The organism is Chryseobacterium indologenes, assembly GCF_002025665.1.
GTDB lineage: Bacteria > Bacteroidota > Bacteroidia > Flavobacteriales > Weeksellaceae > Chryseobacterium > Chryseobacterium metallicongregator.
On record NZ_CP018786.1, the window covers coordinates 349,991 to 367,858 of the forward strand.

Annotated in this window: 15 protein-coding genes; 8 read left to right on the forward strand and 7 right to left on the reverse strand. The window is 37.1% G+C overall.

Going from position 1 to position 17,868, the window contains the following annotated elements:
- The first annotated feature begins 10 nt into the window (after positions 1–10).
- The 5 genes from rpsJ (at position 11) to BUE84_RS01530 (ending at position 6,142) form a co-directional block, all read left to right on the forward strand.
- A complete protein-coding gene (gene rpsJ / locus BUE84_RS01510) occupies positions 11–316 on the forward strand; it encodes a 30S ribosomal protein S10 (protein WP_002661363.1) in 306 nt (101 codons plus the stop codon).
- A 324-nt stretch (positions 317–640) separates the two neighbouring features.
- Positions 641–2,812 (forward strand): TonB-dependent siderophore receptor, encoded by a 2,172-nt coding sequence (locus BUE84_RS01515; RefSeq protein WP_079240232.1) that lies wholly within the window; start codon positions 641–643, stop codon positions 2,810–2,812.
- A gap of 14 nt (positions 2,813–2,826) precedes the next feature.
- Positions 2,827–3,114: a hypothetical protein gene (locus tag BUE84_RS01520; protein ID WP_079240233.1), complete on the forward strand. Its 288-nt coding sequence runs from the start codon at positions 2,827–2,829 to the stop codon at positions 3,112–3,114.
- 133 nt (positions 3,115–3,247) lie between these two features.
- Positions 3,248–3,745 (forward strand): low affinity iron permease family protein, encoded by a 498-nt coding sequence (locus BUE84_RS01525; protein ID WP_079240234.1) that lies wholly within the window; start codon positions 3,248–3,250, stop codon positions 3,743–3,745.
- A gap of 165 nt (positions 3,746–3,910) precedes the next feature.
- Positions 3,911–6,142 carry a zinc-dependent metalloprotease gene (locus BUE84_RS01530; protein ID WP_238594346.1) on the forward strand — a complete coding sequence of 744 codons (2,232 nt, stop codon included), beginning with the start codon at positions 3,911–3,913 and terminating at the stop codon, positions 6,140–6,142.
- A gap of 61 nt (positions 6,143–6,203) precedes the next feature.
- On the opposite strand, the gene BUE84_RS01535 is transcribed toward BUE84_RS01530, so the two are convergent.
- The 7 genes from BUE84_RS01535 to BUE84_RS01565 all read right to left on the reverse strand — a co-directional run bounded on the left by BUE84_RS01535 (position 6,204) and on the right by BUE84_RS01565 (position 15,492).
- Entirely contained in the window at positions 6,204–8,924 is a 2,721-nt protein-coding gene (locus tag BUE84_RS01535) for a hypothetical protein (RefSeq protein WP_079240236.1), read from the reverse strand.
- Between the two features lie 77 nt (positions 8,925–9,001).
- Positions 9,002–9,979, reverse strand: coding sequence for a hypothetical protein (locus BUE84_RS01540; protein WP_079240237.1), 978 nt, complete (start codon positions 9,977–9,979; stop codon positions 9,002–9,004).
- Positions 9,980–10,218: 239 nt separating this feature from the next.
- Complete coding sequence (locus tag BUE84_RS01545) at positions 10,219–10,641, reverse strand: hypothetical protein (RefSeq protein WP_079240238.1); 423 nt, start codon at positions 10,639–10,641, stop codon at positions 10,219–10,221.
- A 172-nt stretch (positions 10,642–10,813) separates the two neighbouring features.
- Positions 10,814–11,626 (reverse strand): hypothetical protein, encoded by an 813-nt coding sequence (locus BUE84_RS01550; RefSeq protein ID WP_079240239.1) that lies wholly within the window; start codon positions 11,624–11,626, stop codon positions 10,814–10,816.
- Positions 11,627–11,631: 5 nt separating this feature from the next.
- A complete protein-coding gene (locus BUE84_RS01555; protein ID WP_079240240.1) occupies positions 11,632–12,363 on the reverse strand; it encodes an MIP/aquaporin family protein in 732 nt (243 codons plus the stop codon).
- Between the two features lie 23 nt (positions 12,364–12,386).
- The gene (gene glpK, locus BUE84_RS01560) at positions 12,387–13,883 is read right to left on the reverse strand and encodes a glycerol kinase GlpK (protein ID WP_079240241.1); all 1,497 of its coding nucleotides are present in this window, start codon (positions 13,881–13,883) and stop codon (positions 12,387–12,389) included.
- 10 nt (positions 13,884–13,893) lie between these two features.
- Positions 13,894–15,492 (reverse strand): glycerol-3-phosphate dehydrogenase/oxidase, encoded by a 1,599-nt coding sequence (locus tag BUE84_RS01565; RefSeq protein WP_079240242.1) that lies wholly within the window; start codon positions 15,490–15,492, stop codon positions 13,894–13,896.
- Positions 15,493–15,608: 116 nt separating this feature from the next.
- Between BUE84_RS01565 and BUE84_RS01570 the strand changes: the two genes are divergently transcribed.
- The 3 genes from BUE84_RS01570 (at position 15,609) to rplD (ending at position 17,866) form a co-directional block, all read left to right on the forward strand.
- Positions 15,609–16,373, forward strand: a complete 765-nt coding sequence (locus BUE84_RS01570; RefSeq protein ID WP_079243831.1) for a DeoR/GlpR family DNA-binding transcription regulator — start codon at positions 15,609–15,611, stop codon at positions 16,371–16,373.
- Positions 16,374–16,622: 249 nt separating this feature from the next.
- Positions 16,623–17,246 (forward strand): 50S ribosomal protein L3, encoded by a 624-nt coding sequence (rplC, locus tag BUE84_RS01575; RefSeq protein WP_034694671.1) that lies wholly within the window; start codon positions 16,623–16,625, stop codon positions 17,244–17,246.
- Positions 17,237–17,866 carry a 50S ribosomal protein L4 gene (rplD, locus tag BUE84_RS01580; protein WP_034694672.1) on the forward strand — a complete coding sequence of 210 codons (630 nt, stop codon included), beginning with the start codon at positions 17,237–17,239 and terminating at the stop codon, positions 17,864–17,866. Before rplC ends, rplD begins: the two co-directional genes overlap by 10 nt.
- Positions 17,867–17,868 lie beyond the last annotated feature (2 nt).

Sequence of the window (17,868 nt, forward strand, 5' to 3'; positions counted from 1 at the left end):
AATTAAAGAAATGTCACAAAGAATCAGAATAAAACTAAAATCTTACGATTACAACTTGGTAGACAAGTCTGCTGAGAAAATCGTAAAAACGGTAAAGGCTACTGGTGCTGTTGTAAACGGTCCAATTCCATTGCCAACGAATAAGAGAATCTTCACAGTATTGAGATCTCCGCACGTAAACAAGAAAGCAAGAGAGCAGTTCCAACTTTCAGCTCACAAGAGACTAATGGATATCTACTCTTCTTCTTCTAAAACTGTTGATGCTCTAATGAAATTAGAACTTCCTTCAGGTGTAGACGTTGAAATTAAAGTGTGATAAATGCATACTTTGCAATGATTATACAATCCGTTCCTTTTTAGGGACGGATTTTTTTTAGGGATTGCTTTACGGAATCAAAACGATCAAAAGCAGATTTGAAAACTATCAAATCTGCTTTTTTTTTGCATTGTACTTTCTATAATCATAAAAAGTGTTAAGGAGATTACCTTTAATGATAGAGTGGATCTGTTCAGGGATTTTAAAGAGTCCTGCTGAAGGATTAATGATCTGATATTAATCCTTCTTTTTCAGGTGACATATGTCACTGTTGTTTATTTATTTAGAATTAATAAAAATAATAATTTTGCAAAAAATTATCAGATGAATAAAGTAGTATCCTTTTCTCTGCTTGTATTAGGTGGGGTTTTTGTAAATGCACAGAAAGTTAATGATTCTATTAAAAAGTCGAAGGAAATTGACGAAGTAGAATTATTCGGTGAAAGAAAAAAGCAGCCGCAAGGTTTGGAGACAATCACAAGATTGCCATTAAAAACCAGAGATCAGATTCAGAGTATTTCAGTAATCTCCCATAAAGTAATTGAGGATCTAGGAGGGTTAACGGTTACAGACGTTGCAAAGAATGTTCCTGGAGTAACTCAATTCGGTAGCTACGGTGGAACCAGAGAAAGTATGTCCATCAGAGGATATAGGGGAGTTCCGGTTTTAAAGAACGGAGTTCAGATGGATTCTGATTTCCGTACTGCAGGAATGCTTACCGATATGCAGGGAATAGAAAGTATTCAGATAATTAAAGGATCTGCTGCTGTAACACAGGGAATAGGTGACGGTTTAGGTTCTGCAGGTGGAGTGATTAATGTGGTTACTAAAGTTCCTAAATTTATCAATCAGACGAATGTTGGTTTCAGATATGGAAGCTGGGATTTCTATAGACCAACAGTTGACTTCCAGAGAGTATTGGATTCTCAGGGGAAAGTTGCTGTCAGACTCAATGCAGCTTACCAAAATAATAATAGCTTCAGAAGATTTATTAATACAGAGCGTATTTACGTAAATCCATCCATTGCCATCCGCCCGGACGATAAAACTGAGATTGTGGTGGAAATGGATTATATGCATAACAATACAACACCGGATAGAGGAACTGTAAACCTTGCCAAAGGAGATACTGAGGCAATATACAAAATGCCGGGAAGAAAATTCCTTGGATTTTCTACAGATAATGCAAAGACCGAAACATTCAACTTCTCAACAACAGTTACAAGAAAGCTAACTGAGAAATTGAGATTAAGAGCGGCTTATATGAGCTCATCTTATCAGACTGAAATTGTAGGTGCAGCACTCGCTCCTTTAAAGAGAGATAACCCGACAGAGTTCCGTAACAGAACATTAACCCGATCTGATAGAGAGGATTTAAATAAAGTATTTCAATTCGATTTTATTGGAGCTGATGTCATGACAGGATTCATGAAACATACTTTTCAGGTAGGTTTTGACTGGAAAGAATCTAATGTTACAACGACTTCATATAAAGCAAAAGATGTTGACCAGATCAATGTCCTGAATGAAATCAACAATATTCTTCCTGCAGGAGTTAATATAGACTTATCAACAGCTAACGCTATTAATACAGTAGCACCTACAATGGGGTTAATGGCACAGGATGTCATTACTTTTAATAAGTATGTTAAAGCTCATTTAGGAGTTCGTTACAGCAGACTCATTGGCTCAGATAAAGAAAAAGACTACGCATGGAATCCTTCATTGGGGATTATGATTTCTCCGATTGAAAATATGAACATATTTGGTTCCTATACAAGCACTACAGCGCTGAGAAGTTCCAATAATGTATTGTTCAGCGGAGGAACTGTAGGAGCATCTACTACAAAACAATGGGAGGCTGGAATTAAATCAGACTGGTTGAATGAAAGATTAAGATTTAATGTAACGCTTTTTGATATCAAGACAGATAATTTATCATATGAACTTCTTGATGGTGGAAATCCTACCGGAAAATATGCCCTTGCCGGTAACTTAAAAAGACAGGGTGTTGAAGTTGAATTGATAGGTAAAATTCTTCCAAACCTACAAGTGATGACAGGATGGGCTTATGTGGATGCGCAATATGAAGACAGCCCTTCATTTGTGAATGGTTCAGCACCTATTAATACCCCTAAACATTCTGCTAATGCGTGGTTGAATTATAAATTCGATACAGGCATGTTAACAGGTCTTGACGTAGGAGCCGGAATCTATTTTGTTGGACAAAGACCAGTGGATGACTATAAACAACAATATACCAATACAGAAAATGGCCATGTGAATGGAACTCAGCCAGGAGAAAAACCTTTCTTCATGCCGCAATATACTACGGTAGATGCCCAGATAGGATATTCCTTCAAAAATGGATTAGGATTAAGAGGGTTCTTCAATAACATCTTTGACTCAGTAGGATATAATTCTTATTTCAGAGGAGGGTACATTGATCAGATTCAGCCGAGAAACTTTGCTGTACAGGTAAACTATAAATTCTAACTCAAAAAAATATTATGAAAATTACCAGAACAGTATTCTTATCATTGATTGCCGTAGCTGGTTTAGTTTCATGTTCCGAAGAGCATTTGTCTGATGAAGAACTGAAAACAGCCAGAGAAAATATTGAAAAAAGTTACAATAATCCTAAAAGCATATACTCTTGGGGGAATATTTCTCCCTGGAAGGATCATGGGAATAACACATTTTATCCAAAACCTTTTTCATCTGCTCAAATCGGAAAGAGTATGATAGCAGAAGAAAAACAAAACCTTGAAAACCGTTTTTCAGGAAAAATCAAATAATATATTTCACACATTCATATCAATTTTAATTAGAAAACATTAAGACAATACTCTGTCTTAATGTTTTTTGTTTGTGTTTATTATTCCTGATTCCCGTTAATTTTATACATTTATTATTTTAAAAACAAAAGCTATGAGTCATAAAGATCATCATATTTTTGAGAAATTTTCAAACTGGGCTGTGAAATTTACAGGAAGTCCGTATGCTTTTATAGGAGCTTTTCTTATTGTAGTAGTATGGGCAGTTTCAGGACCTTTTTTTGACTATTCCGAAACCTGGCAGTTAGTAATCAATACAGGCACTACAATCATTACTTTTCTGATGGTTTTCCTGATTCAGAAAGCTCAGAACAAAGATTCCAAAGCCATACAGATCAAACTCAATGAGCTTATTGCGGCTCATGAAAAAGCAAGCAACCGTATTGTGGATATTGAAGATCTTACGGAAGCAGAATTGGACCAGCTTCACATCTATTATGAAAAACTGGGGCAGCTTGCCAAAAAAGATGCTGATATTCATACTTCTCATTCCATTGATGCAGCACAAAGAAATCAGGATTATAAGTATGAATTCTTTAAAAGAAAACATGAAGAATGGATGCAGAAACAGGAACATAAAAAGCAGAATTAAAAATTTTCTAAATATTTTTGAATATTATGATTTTTTTTAATTCTCTTATTGGTGTTATTATGGATTTTAGTGTTTATTTTTAATTTTTAATCTTGTTTTTAGTGTTTGTTTCAATAAATATTTACTTTTATTGAAAAAAAACATATGAAAGCAAAATTATTTTGTTTGCCGATATTTCTGTTAGCAATATCCGCAAATGCACAATGGAGCAGAGGATTGCCTCAACAGAAAATAATAAAAAAGAGTGATCATTCTGTTTACTACAAGCTTGATATTGACCAGATAAGAACACAGCTGCTAAGAGCTCCTAAAATGGGTGAAGGTTCTCCCATTACTATCAATATTCCTACTCTTGAAGGGAAAATAGAAAAATTTACCGTCAACAGTTTTCCGGTTATGGATGAAACTTTGGCTAATAAATACCAGTTGGGCTCTTATGTAGGGATTGGAACTGATGATCCAACCAAATACATCCGTTTCAGTGTTGCTCCCAATGATTTCCAGTCTATGATAATTGGTGCCGACGGGCAATATGAATTTATAGAACCTGCAACATCTGATAAGTCTTATTATTCCGTACATGGGAAGACTAATAAGAACGGACATGCATTTGTGTGTAATACAAAAGAAGATAAAGAAGCTGTTGCTAGAATGCAGAAGCTTATGAACTCCGGATCTACAGCCAAATCAAATAATAAAACATTCCATACCCTTAGACTGGCAATGTCTGTAACAGGGGAATATACTGCTTTCTTTGGAGGGGCAGCAGGTGCTCTTACCCAAATAAATGCTACTTTATCAAGAGTGAATGGTGTACTTGAAAAAGAATTTAATGTACATGTTAATGCGATTAATGCTCCCAACCTAATATTTACGGATGCTGCCAATGATCCTTATAGCGAATCCAGTCTTATGTGTAAATGGAATAATGAATTGATGAATACATTACATGGAGGAGCATACGGTGTTACAGATGCAGATTTTGATATAGGACATTTATTTGGAGCAACAGGGGGTGGTGGAAGTGCCGGTTGTATCGGTTGTATCGGAAGTAATGATACCTCTACAAGTATTGATCCTAGTTGTCAAAACTCACCTTCTCCAGGCAATTATAAAGGAAGTGGATATACTTCCCCTGGAATTGATTATTACGCTGGTGGAACATGGAACCAAAACAGTACTGCTCAATTACCACCAAGTGGAGACGCTTTTGATATTGATTTTGTAGCACATGAGATCGGGCACCAATTGGGAGATTCCCATACATATAGTTTCTACGAAAATTTTCTGAATCAGGAAGTAGAACCAGGTTCAGGATCTACCATCATGGGATATGCAGGAATTACAGGTCCGAATACAGATGTACAAAAGCATTCCGATGTATATTTTCATAATGTAAGTATTGAGCAGGTACAGACCAATCTTGCTTCTGTAACAGCAGATATTGAAACTCCGATTACCAATAATCCACCTGTGGTTACAGCAATGCCTACTACTTATACCATTCCGAAATCTACAGCATTTGTGTTGACGGCATCAGCTACAGATCCGGATGGAGATGCACTGACCTATTGCTGGGAACAGGTAAATCCGAGCAGTTTAGGCAATGGAGTAACCAAAAATAATATCGGAAATACAAGTTCAGGAGCGAATTTCAGATCCTGGGCACCTACTGCAAGTCCTACAAGATATTTTCCTAAACTGGCTACAGTGCTTGGCGGTGCTGTAAAAAATACAACAGATTTTGAAGCTGCAAGTACAGTAGCAAGAACAACAAACTTCCGGGTAACGGTAAGAGATAATAAACCGGGAGGACAGGCTCAGACTGCTCATACTACACAGACTGTAGTTGTAGGGAATGCGGCTGCGTTTACCGTTAATACAACATCACTGACTCCTAATGCGAACTCTGCTATTGCATGGACGGTTTCCGGAACTACAGCTTCTCCATATAATGTAGCGAATGTTAAAATTGATTATACAGAAGATGGTGGAGTAACCTGGAATGATCTGGCTGCATCAGTACCCAATAACGGATCGGCAAGTGTTTTCATTCCTGCATCTTTAACCGGAAAAACTATTCACCTGAGAGTTTCTGCTATCGGAAATGTTTTCTATGCCGTGAAGCAAGCTACGGTATCCAGTCTTTTGGCAGTTTCTGAAGCTGGAAATGTAAAATCTGTTAAGATTTATCCAAACCCTGCAGAAGACGTCTTGAATGTAATGAATGTTTCATCCAATGCATCTTATGAAATTTTCAATGCTCCGGGACAGTTGATTGCAAAAGGAACAATAGGAGAGGGTAAGATTAATGTAAGAACTCTTGTGAAAGGAATTTACTTTATTACCATCAATAATAAAGAAGAGAAAAGCACAACCAAGTTTGTGAAAAAATAATCCAGTAAAAAATCAAAATAAAAAACCTCTGAGTCATCAGAGGTTTTTTTTATGGTTTGTATTATCTCATAAAATAGTTGAAATAGCTACAGCTTCCCATCAGGTTCTTTGTGGTTTCAGTGTCAGAATACTGAGCTTTCAGCTGAGCAAAGTAGGTTCTGTATTTCTGGTTTTTAAGTTGGTCCATTTCCTTTTGGCGGGCCTCTTCTTTTTCAGACCATTTCGGATCAGAATAATCAAAATCTTTTGGTGCTTTCGCCTCATACTGATAATATTTACCCTGTTCAGCACTTGCCATCTGGAATAAGATTCTTGCTTTTTCCTCTTTATTATTGGAAAGTTTAAGTGCTTTTTGATAATAATTGATTGACAGGTCAAAATTATCAGGTTCAATATAAGAAGTATCAAGGAAGTTTTTATAATAATACTTGTAAGGATTCTTTCTGTCCGTATTCCAGAAATCATATTTACCTCCGTTACTGTTGTCGATATCCATAACAAACAACTGACGATAATATCCTAAAATAGAAGTATTGTATAATAAGTTTCCGATGAGTTGATTGGCTTTTGCTGCTTTTTCACCTGTGCCGTTTCCAATCTTTTTTAGTTGAATCAATGCATCTGCCAATTCAAGTTTGTCCATACTTGTTTTAATGAAAGGGAAATCAGTGTAACTTTCTGTTTTCATACTTTCCGTATCAGGACTTCCAAAGCTTTCCCACACATTATGCCCGAAGACAAGGTTTGAAATATTTTTAAACCCGTTATACTCAGCAGGAGCATATTGTTTTGGAGTGATGGTCTGTCCACTCTTTTCATTCCATTCATAATTCTGTCTTGGAATTCCTGCAAAGCTTTTTGCTTTTTCATAATAAGCTTTCGCCTTTTCAAAATCGGCAAGTCTCATGGCTCTGTCTCCATAAATGGTACTGAAGAAGGCATCAATATTGCCTACACTGTCCATATTTTTTGAGATGATCTGCTGCTCAAACTGGGTTTTATTTGGCTTTCTGTAAAACTCTTCCACGCTTTTTACCAGACTTGAGTTCGGGTTATATTGGAGATCAGAAAGTTTATTGTTCATCAGGAATGATTTTCCGTCCTCTCCCTGAAGGAAGTAACGGTTTGCAATAACATCTTTAAGGAAATCTGCGGTAGAAGGTACTTCGCCATAATAATCGAAATTATCTGTAGTGGCTGTATCTTTTTCTACCTTTTTGTCTACGAAGTATTCTGCATACTCTTTCATCAGATGATCTTCATAGTCTGCATCAATTTTCGGCTGAGAAACGATGTCATTCAGAACTTTCATTCTTTTGATTTCCTCCAGATATTCCAGATTGGTAGTTTTGATGTCGTTCAGAATTTCAGAACTTTCTTTATAGTCTTTCTTTAAAAACTTAAGATAAGCGTCTGCAATCTGCCAGTATTCATCCTTAGATTTTTCTTTTGTTTTGTCTGTGAATTTTTCCAGGCTGTCCAGGAAGTCCTGTGTTTTTTCATCGTAATAATAGCCTGTTCTGGTATAGAAAGGAATTCTGTCCGGATTGCTGAACAGTTCATCATCACTTTGATCAGCTTTAGCATTATCACCTGTTTTATCAGATTTAGAACCGCCGAAAAGATTTTTAAAGAACCTTACAATTTTCTGCCAGAAAGAAAGTTTTTCTTCCTTTACTTCAGGTTTCGTTTGAGCTGTAGAATTGTTTTTTGCAGCGTTGTCCGTAGAGTTTTCTTTTGCCGATACCTTTTGAGCCTCCGAAGTATAGTAATACGTAGGCAGATAGCTTCTTTCAAGTTCATTGATACTTCTTGCAGCCATTACCTTCAGAATCTCGGAATCAGGATTGATCTCATACATCTTTTCCATCATTGGAATAGGATTGTTGAAGTCTTCATATCCTAACAGAAAATAAGCCATATTCTTTTCCTCATTCGTATTGGCTCTTTTCATGATATTGCTGAAAGAGGCAGTATCTGAAAGCTTCATAGAAACAAATGCAGATTCTTTACGGTCTTTGCTATTCATGAATACCTGGAAAAAATTCCAGTTAGCATCACTGTTCATTTCCAATCCTCTTTGTGCTCCTGCCAATTGGTCCAGAGACATGAAATAGACTGTTCCTTTTAGTTTGATGGGAGCAACATATGTTTTGAAAGCCTGTACCGCAGAATCATAATTTCTTGTATAATGATTCAGACGTACCAGCTGATATCCGTAACGTTGTTTGATTTCAGGATTTCTCGCTGCGTTGTATAAAGAGGTCAAAGCTGCGATCGTTTTATTGTAATCAAGAGCAGTAGCATTTTTTCTGTTGGCATCTCTGTCATAATAGAATGAGTTTTCACTTTCTATATAATTGATGCTCATATAAGGCTCAAGATATTTGGCTTCAATCAAATAATCAATGCCTTCCTTGTATTTTTGGTAAAATCCTGTACCTAGTTTTTGTAAAATAGGGTTGGTTGGATTTCCGCTCTTTAAAGCATTCAGGTCGTTCATACTGATTTTATACACCAGATTCTGGGTTTCAGAATAGCTGAGCTGATTGTTGAAGAACCTTTTCCATGTTTCCACATTGTCATCAGGAATCAATGCTGAGTTATATCCTCCATAAAATCTGCTTGAATAATTGTGCAGAAAAGGAAGATAAGCCTTGTCCTTGATGATGGTTTGTGTAAAAAGGTTGAAGTAATCATAATCAGGATCTGACCACGCACACGCGTCAGATTGTGTATAGAAAAGTGATACAACCGCAAGTGAAAGAATGTACTTTTTCATAGGGTGTGTAGTGTTTTTTTAGTTTTAATATTGTATGATGGTAGTGTTCTGGTAAGTATGCCTCTATCTTTAAAAGATTAAAATTTCCGGTCTAACACAAATTTACTATCTAATTGATAATAAATGATATTAAAATGCGGGATTTTTTTCTGTAAAAAGGCAATGACATCGTCAAGCTGTTCTTCGGAGATTTCTTCTATCTTTATTTTGAAGCCTTTATTTAAATAGCTTCCAAAGTAGAATCCGTCTTTCATGACTTCAACTTCATGATCTGAAATCTTTTTGAAATTGGAGTTTTCCAGATCTCTTTTTGATAAGGCATTAATAAGTTTGTGTTTTCCTAAATGATTGGTAACAATCCCCCACGAATAAATAGGAAGTGCCACTTCAATATTTTTGATAGGGTAATCTTCCATTTTCGAAAGATAACTTTTCAGAATATTCACATCCAGGATAGAATTCTTATCAGAGTTCTCGAGCGGTGACGAAGTAGAGTAGCACATCAGGTATACTTTTTCTACCGGAGGAATTCCGGTCTGCTTTTTATCTTTCACCTGATGAAGACGGAGCGTGCAGGTAATTTCTTTTCCGGAAACTCTTTTGAGTTCTTTCAGAAATTTAAAATAATCATTCCGTGTTCCGGCGGTCCAGTCACAATCAATTTGAATTTCAGAATAAGTTTTCAGGTGATATACTTCTGTTTTCTTTTGAACCAATAGATGAATGCTTTCTGCCAGGAATTTGATCTCTTCTGCAGAAATACCCAGTAATGTCTGATTGGTAATGAAAACCGTAGGAACAATCTGCTTGTCTGTCTGAAAACTTTGGTCTTTGGTGATAACAGCAACGGGCTGAAATTTTCCGTTCACCTTATCTACATCAAAGAATCTGGTATATAAATAAGGAACAGTTGCCTGATCCAATGCTTTTTTCTCTTCTTGATCAAGCTTTAGTTTGGTTTTCCAGTAATAAAATGTGTAAGAATGATGTTCTTTCCTGCTGCATGATACAATAAGAAAAAAGATGAGTAGAAATAAGATTTTAAAATGTTTCATTGGTGTAAATCACCCTTCAAAAGTAAAGATATTTTGGCAGAATATAAACCGTAAAATCCCGGTGATTAAAGGTAGGAAGCAAAAGAATATTGTATTTACTTATTATGACTTGTTCAAATGCAGTAGATTGTATAACTATTCCCCTCCTCCGGAGGGGTGGCAAATTTATAATTTGACGGGGTGGTTTCTCACAACAAGAAAACCATCCCGGATGGAATGGCTTTCTCTATATTATTGTACTACTTGAAAAATTCGCTTTCGCATGTACAGGTTTCTTTTTTGATGCTGTCAGAAGATGAGCAGCAGCCTTCAAGATTCTTAACATTTCCTTGTTCATCGGTAAGGTAAATTTTCTCTTTATCGAATTTCACGAAAAACGTTTCTTCAAATTTTTTAAAAACCACTTTCATTACCTTATTAGGTGCGTATTTACCAGCATTGATTTCTTCTGTTGTTTCTTCTCCGCTAGCCTGATTTATTTGAACATATCCAAAATGGACGTCCCCATTATTTTTTACATCCAGATAATAATGAGGAGTACCAGTGCCGCTATATCCTTTCATAATATCAAAAGCTCTGTATCCAATAAAAGGAACTTCTGTCTGCTGTGCCCACGTAAAAATACTAATACACAGAATCATTACACTGAAAAACTTTTTCATAGATATTTTTTTCAAAAGTAAAGATTTTTAAGCAAAACAGCTACCGTAAAAAAACGGTTATTGTATTTTAGAATAACTGTTATATTGCAAAATAGATTACCTTTTAATTGTAGCAATCATGACAAAGCCACCCCGAAAGGAGTGGCTTCTCTATAATTGAATTAAAGTTGGATTAAAAAACAGTTGCTGCAAGCTGAATCCTTGCAAACTTATTCGATGGGTTCCACATCGCCATTATGGTTACAGGAAGACTGTAATGATCGGTAATCTTAACAATTTTTCCGGCCTTTAGGCCTACATTTACAATGTCAAAGCTGTTTTTTCCATTGCCATATAAAAAGGTTTTGTCATTAAGGGCAAATCCGGCTCCTACAAATGCATCCAGATTGACTTTCTGTCCCTTAATAACAGGATAGCTTGCCTGTACATAAGTAGAATATCTGTTCTTTTTATAACTTCCATCAGCTTCCAGAATTACTTCTCCTGCATTGGCTCCTCCATAAAGCATGATATCAGCCTCAATATTGATCGGGAATGATGGCCCGAAAGTATAGTTCGTTCTTAAATCAATTATATGAGCTGTTCTTTTTTGTGAATAGCTGAAGATATCATCAGCAGCTACTGCAGTATTGATGTTTCGGGAGTTGTAAAGATCCCATAGCCCAATATAAAAACGTCCGTCAGAATATTGAATGTAATAATTGATTTCTTTATAGTGAGTATTATCCTTATCATCTGCTAATGCAGAAGCTCCCCAGATTCCTACCTTCCATTTTTTCTCAGCATCCAAGGCATACGACAGATTTCCCATTACCACAGGCTTATCGGTGATAATAAGTCCTCTCCATAAGTGATTATTCTGAATATTGGCTGTAAAATCAAGTCTTCCTTCTTTGGATTCCTTGACTTCAGTAGTTTCCTGTGAAAATAGCTTTCCTGCTCCTAAAACAAGAAAGAAGATCCCTTTTAAGATTTTTCTCATCATGTGCCTTATTTTAAAAATCCATATAAAACAGCTGCGATAATAGCTCCTGTTATAGGACCTACTACAGGAATCCACGCATAACTCCAGTCACTGCTCCCTTTTACCGGTAAAATTGCGTGCATAATTCTTGGTGCAAGATCTCTTGCCGGGTTAATGGCATAGCCTGTAGTTCCTCCAAGAGATAAGCCTATGGCCCACACTACAAACGTAACAGGAATGGCGCCAATAGAACCCAATCCTACTTTAGCTGTTGGGTCTGCCTGTAAAGAAATACTTGGATCTGCAAAATAGAAAACGCAGAATACCAAGACAAAAGTCCCGATGATCTCACTGATAAGATTGGAAGATGTTTTTCTTATAGCCGGACCTGTGCTGAAACATGCCAGTTTTGCTCCTTCATCTTCCGTAATGGCAAAATGATCTTTATGAAACAGCCATACTAAAAATGCACCCAGCATTCCTCCAATCATTTGGGCTGCAATATAAGAAGGAACCAGATCCCATGAAAATTTTCCTGCTGTCGCAAGGCCAATGGTTACAGCCGGATTCAGATGGGCCCCACTTATTGGCCCTGCAACGGTTACTCCCACAAATACGGCCAATGCCCATGCGGTAGTAATAACAATCCATCCGGAATTATTTCCTTTCGTATCTTTCAAGACAACATTGGCTACAACACCGTTGCCTAACAATATAAGAAGCATCGTTCCGATAACTTCTGCAATAAATGGGGTCATATAAGTTTTTTTTGATGAGTAAGTTAATCTTCAATCCAGCTTTGAGCGCTTTTTACAGCTTTCTTCCAGAAATGGGTCATTTTATCCACCTGTTCTCTGTTTAATTGAGGATGGAAATCTTTGTCTACAATCCATTGCTCCTGGATTTCGTCTATGCTTTTCCAGTATCCTACTGCAAGTCCTGCAAGGTAGGCTGCTCCAAGAGCGGTAGTTTCCAATGTCTTTGGTCTTGTTATTTTAAATCCAAATAAGTCAGACTGGATCTGCATCAGAAGATCACTTGCAGAAGCACCACCGTCTACTCTTAATTCAAGACTTGCTCTTCCGGAATCAGCTTCCATAGCTTTTACAATATCATAAACCTGAAATGCAATTCCTTCCAGGGTTGCTCTTGCGATGTGTGCATCAGTAGTTCCACGTGTAATTCCTACAATTGTTCCACGGGCATATTGATCCCAGTATGGAGCACCAAGACCAGTTAATGCAGGAACAAAATAAACGCCTCCATTATCTTCTACAGAAGCGGCCAATTCATTCACCTGATCAGAAGAATGAATAAGCTTAAGACCATCTCTTAGCCACTGAATAGCGGCACCTCCTACGAATACACTTCCTTCAAGAGCGTAATTCACTTCTCCATTGATTTTCCAGGCTACAGTTGTAAGAAGGTTGTTCTTAGAAGAAACAGCTTCTGTTCCTGTGTTCATTAATAAGAAGCATCCTGTGCCGTAAGTGTTTTTTACCATTCCCGGAGTGGTACACATCTGTCCGAATAAAGCAGCTTGCTGGTCACCAGCAATACCCGCGATTGGAATTTTGGTAGAGAATAGGGTAGTAGCCGTTTCTCCGTATATTTCACTGCTTTGTTTAACTTCAGGAAGAATGTTTTTAGGAATGTCAAATAATTCTAATAAATCATTATCCCATTCTAAAGTATGAATATTAAGAAGCATTGTTCTGCTGGCGTTGGAAACATCAGTGATAAACATTTTTCCGCGGGTCAGTTTCCATACAAGCCATGTATCAACAGTTCCGAAACATAATTTTCCTTCTTCGGCTTTCTGTCTTGCTTCTTCTACGTTATCAAGAATCCATTTCAGTTTAGTTGCTGAAAAGTAAGCATCCAGAACCAGTCCTGTTTTTTCTTTGATCGTTTCTGCATGTCCCTGATCTTTCAGTTCGTCGCAGTATTTTGAAGTTCTTCGGTCCTGCCATACAATAGCATTGTAGATAGGTTCACCGGTTTCCTTATCCCAAACAATGGTAGTTTCACGTTGGTTGGTAATTCCGATAGCGGCAACTTCCAATCCGGAGATTCCTGCCTTTGCTATAATTTCTGCTGCTACGGAGATCTGTGAAGACCAGATTTCGTTTGGATCGTGCTCTACCCAGCCTGGGGTAGGGAATATTTGTCTGAAATCTTTTTGAGATACATATTCTATTTCTCCACTATGGTTGAAGAGAATCGCTCTGGAGGAAGTTGTTCCCTGATCTAGAGCGAGGATAAGCTTTTCATTCATGTATATAGTGCTAATTTAGGTTGATAACTTTAGGTGAGTAAGGCGTTAATAAATACCCTCTTGCTAATTCAATGAATTCATTTTCCTGTTGCTGAGCCCATTCTTCAGAATATCCTTTTTCTTCAGCGATGATTCTTGCTACGTTATGCGCGCTGTCTATAGCAGCCCTGGCATCCAGAAATAATAAACGTACTCTTCTTGCCAGAATATCTTCTATGGTTTCTGCCATTTCAGCTCTTACAGCCCATACTACTTCTGCTACAGTGAAAGGGTGATCCGGATGGATCTTCTGAGCGTAACGAGGATTGCTTTGTTGCAAGGCTTTGATAGCAGGAATATCAGATCCGTAAACGTATAGGTGGTTGGTTCTGTCTACTTGTTCGGGTTTTACATTTCCATGGATAGAAAGGTGTTCCGTTTTAGATAGACTATTTCCCAACCTGTGAACTTTCATTGCTTCGTCTACGGTGTCCTCTGCCATTTTACGGTAGGTGGTCCATTTTCCTCCGATAATAGAAACTAATCCGGTTTCTGAAGTAATAACTTTATGGCTTCGGGAAACCTCTTTGGTGCTTTTGCTTCCATCTTTAGGAGCGGCAAGCGGACGAAGACCTGCGAAAACTGATTTTACATCTTCACGCGTTGGCTTTTTAGCCAAATATTGTCTTGCTGTATTTAAAACAAAGCTGATCTCTTCTTCCAGTGCACGAGGCTCAAAGCTTTCGTCCTTCAAAAGAGTATCGGTAGTTCCTACCAAGGCTCTGTCATGCCATGGCACAACAAATAAAACTCTTCCGTCTGATGTTTTAGGAATCATGATGGCATCATCGCTTTTCAGGAAGGATTTATCCAGAACAAGGTGAATTCCCTGGCTTGGTACCACAAGTTTACCATGCTTAGGGTTGTTCATATTAAGAATATCATTCGTAAATACACCAGTTGCGTTGATCACTACTTTACCCTGTATCTGATATTGTTGTTTGGAAAACTGGTCTTCTGCAACTACACCTATTACTTTATCAGAATCATCTTTCAAAAGATTGATCACTTTCACATAGTTAACAGCACTTCCCCCTTTTTCAATGATCGTTTGGGTAAGGTTAATGGCAAGTCTGGCATCGTCAAACTGTCCATCCTGGTAAACAACACCACTCATTAAGTGATTTTGTTCAATAGTAGGAAGCTTTTCAACTGTTTTCGATTTGCTGATGTATTTCGTTTTACCCAGGCTTAGTTTTCCCGCAAGGAAATCATAAACAGATAAACCTATCTTATAGTAGATTCCTCCCCACCAAGTGTAGTTCGGGATAATGAAAGACTGATTTTTTACGATATGAGCTGCGTTCTTTGCTAATAATCCTCTTTCCTTTAATGCTTCTTTTACCAATCCGACATCTCCCTGAGCGAGATATCTAACTCCGCCGTGTACCAATTTGGTACTTCTGCTGGATGTTGCTTTTGCGAAGTCATGAGATTCAAGCAATAAAGTTTTGAATCCTCTGCTTACTGCATCTAATGCTGAACCTAAACCACTGGCTCCTCCTCCTATGACAATAAAGTCCCATTCTTTTACATTGGTTAACTTACTGAGTTCTTTGTTTCGTTTCATAAATGTTTCGTTTATGTTTCGTTTTCAAATATATAAATTAAAAATGAAAGCAAAAAGAAAATAAATGAAATTTTAAGATGTCGAAAAAAAACGGTATTTTTGATGAAACGAATAAAATGGAAAAGCTATTACCAAGGCAGGATGAAATACTTAAAGAGCTTGATGAGAAAGGACATGTACTTGTTCAGGATCTATGTGAAAAGCTCAGTGTTTCTTCAGTTACGATTCGAAAGGATCTGAACTATCTCGAAAGCCTGGGACTTCTTTTTAGAAATCACGGAGGAGCGAGTAAGCAGGTAAGATATGCTTATGAGAAAAATGTAGGGGAGAAAGAAAGCATCAATGTGGAAGCGAAACAGATTATTGCCAAAGCAGCATTGTCATTGATTCAGGAAAACGACTGTATTATACTGGCGTCCGGAACAACAATGCATTATCTTGCCAGAATGCTGATGAATTTTGGGCCACTTACGGTATTAACCTCTTCTTTACGGGTGGCTATTGAACTTTGTAATAATCCTAACATTAATATTATACAGTTGGGAGGCGAGGTAAGAAAAAGCTCTACTTCTATAGTGGGTTCTATTTCAGAAGGAATTCTAAAACAGTTTTCATGTAATAAACTTTTTCTGGGCGTAGATGGAATTGATCCTGAGTTTGGAATCAGTACCTCCAATGCTGCAGAAGCTCATTTGAATCAGATTATGATGGAGTGTGCGGATCAGACGGTGATTCTTGCAGATTCTTCCAAATTAAATAAAAAAGGATTTGGAAAGATTGCAGGTTTAGATCAGGTGGACTATCTTATTACGGATAGTGGTATTTGTGCTGAGGACAGGGCTGGACTGGAAGAAGTGGGTGTGAAGGTAATGGCTCAATAAGGTCTTCATCTTAATTTCTTTTTAAAAATCAAAATAAATCTTTGGGAAATTGGTTCTGAATTTTTTTAAAATCATCTAATTGATTAAAAATCAAAATATTTTAGTCGAAATATTTGTCAGTTACAAAATTATTCATACATTTGCACACTCATTTTAGGGGCGTAGTATGCCTATATCAAAAGTAGAAATTACTTCAGACTTCCGAAAAATGGGGATAAATAAAGGATAAATTTTATTATAATATAAACAATGTCAGGTATTATTGGTAAAAAAATCGGTATGACGTCTTTGTTTAACGAAGAAGGAAAAAACATTCCTTGTACAGTTATTCAAGCTGGTCCATGCTCGATTTTACAGGTCAGAACCTTAGAAAACGACGGTTATACAGCTGTTCAGTTAGGTTTCGATGACAAGAGTGAGAAGAACGTTGGTAAAGCGTTAGCTGGCCATTTTAAAAAGGCTGGTTCTGCTCCTAAAGCTAAATTGGTAGAATTCCACGTAGGATTTGCTGATGCTAAAATAGGAGAAGAAGTAAAAGTTGATCTATTCGCTGAAGGTGAATATGTTGACGTAACAGGAACTTCAAAAGGTAAAGGCTTCCAGGGTGTTGTTAAGAGACACGGATTTGGAGGTGTAATGCAGGCAACTCATGGTCAGCACAACAGACTTAGAGCTCCAGGTTCTATCGGTGCTGGTTCAGACCCTTCAAGAGTATTCAAAGGGATGAGAATGGCTGGAAGAATGGGAGGTAAGCAGGTAACTGTTCAAAACCTTCAAGTGTTAAAAGTTGATCAAGAACAAAATCTTTTAGTAGTAAAAGGTGCTGTTCCGGGAGCTAAAAATTCTTATGTAATTATCAGAAAATGGAACTAGTAGTATTAAATACATCAGGAAAAGAGACCGGAAGAAAAGTAACTCTAGACGAAACAGTATTCGGAATTGAGCCAAATCAGCACGCGGTTTACTTAGAAGTTAAGCAGTATCTTGCTGCTCAAAGACAAGGTACTCATAAAGCAAAAGAAAGAAGCGAAATTACTGCTTCTACTAAAAAGCTTAAGAAGCAAAAAGGATCAGGATCTGCTAGATACGGTGATATCAAATCTCCAGTATTCAGAGGTGGAGGTAGAGTATTCGGACCAAAACCAAGAGACTACAGATTCAAATTGAACAAAGCTCTTAAGAGATTGGCTAAGAAATCTGTTTTATCTCAAAAAATGAGAGACAACAGCATTAAAGTTTTAGAAGATGTGAGCTTTGACGCTCCTAAGACTAAAGATTTCATCAATGTATTAAATGCATTGGAACTTAACGGTAAAAAATCTTTATTCGTTCTTCCTGAAGCTAACAAGAATGTGTATTTATCTTCAAGAAACTTACCTAAAACTAAAGTAATGAACTTCAACGAGATCAGTTCTTACGATTTAGTAAACGCTGGTGAGATCATTTTCTTCGAAGGTGCAGTTGAAAAATTCCAGGAAAATTTAAAGAAATAAAT

Excerpts from the sequence above, each read along its gene's own strand:
- rpsJ (WP_002661363.1), top strand. The coding sequence starts at position 11 with ATGTCACAAAGAATCAGAATAAAACTAAAATCTTACGATTACAACTTG.
- BUE84_RS01515 (WP_079240232.1), top strand. The coding sequence starts at position 641 with ATGAATAAAGTAGTATCCTTTTCTCTGCTTGTATTAGGTGGGGTTTTT.
- BUE84_RS01520 (WP_079240233.1), top strand. The coding sequence starts at position 2,827 with ATGAAAATTACCAGAACAGTATTCTTATCATTGATTGCCGTAGCTGGT.
- BUE84_RS01525 (WP_079240234.1), top strand. The coding sequence starts at position 3,248 with ATGAGTCATAAAGATCATCATATTTTTGAGAAATTTTCAAACTGGGCT.
- BUE84_RS01535 (WP_079240236.1), bottom strand. The coding sequence starts at position 8,924 with ATGAAAAAGTACATTCTTTCACTTGCGGTTGTATCACTTTTCTATACA.
- BUE84_RS01540 (WP_079240237.1), bottom strand. The coding sequence starts at position 9,979 with ATGAAACATTTTAAAATCTTATTTCTACTCATCTTTTTTCTTATTGTA.
- BUE84_RS01545 (WP_079240238.1), bottom strand. The coding sequence starts at position 10,641 with ATGAAAAAGTTTTTCAGTGTAATGATTCTGTGTATTAGTATTTTTACG.
- BUE84_RS01550 (WP_079240239.1), bottom strand. The coding sequence starts at position 11,626 with ATGATGAGAAAAATCTTAAAAGGGATCTTCTTTCTTGTTTTAGGAGCA.
- BUE84_RS01555 (WP_079240240.1), bottom strand. The coding sequence starts at position 12,363 with ATGACCCCATTTATTGCAGAAGTTATCGGAACGATGCTTCTTATATTG.
- glpK (WP_079240241.1), bottom strand. The coding sequence starts at position 13,883 with ATGAATGAAAAGCTTATCCTCGCTCTAGATCAGGGAACAACTTCCTCC.
- BUE84_RS01565 (WP_079240242.1), bottom strand. The coding sequence starts at position 15,492 with ATGAAACGAAACAAAGAACTCAGTAAGTTAACCAATGTAAAAGAATGG.
- BUE84_RS01570 (WP_079243831.1), top strand. The coding sequence starts at position 15,609 with ATGGAAAAGCTATTACCAAGGCAGGATGAAATACTTAAAGAGCTTGAT.
- rplC (WP_034694671.1), top strand. The coding sequence starts at position 16,623 with ATGTCAGGTATTATTGGTAAAAAAATCGGTATGACGTCTTTGTTTAAC.
- rplD (WP_034694672.1), top strand. The coding sequence starts at position 17,237 with ATGGAACTAGTAGTATTAAATACATCAGGAAAAGAGACCGGAAGAAAA.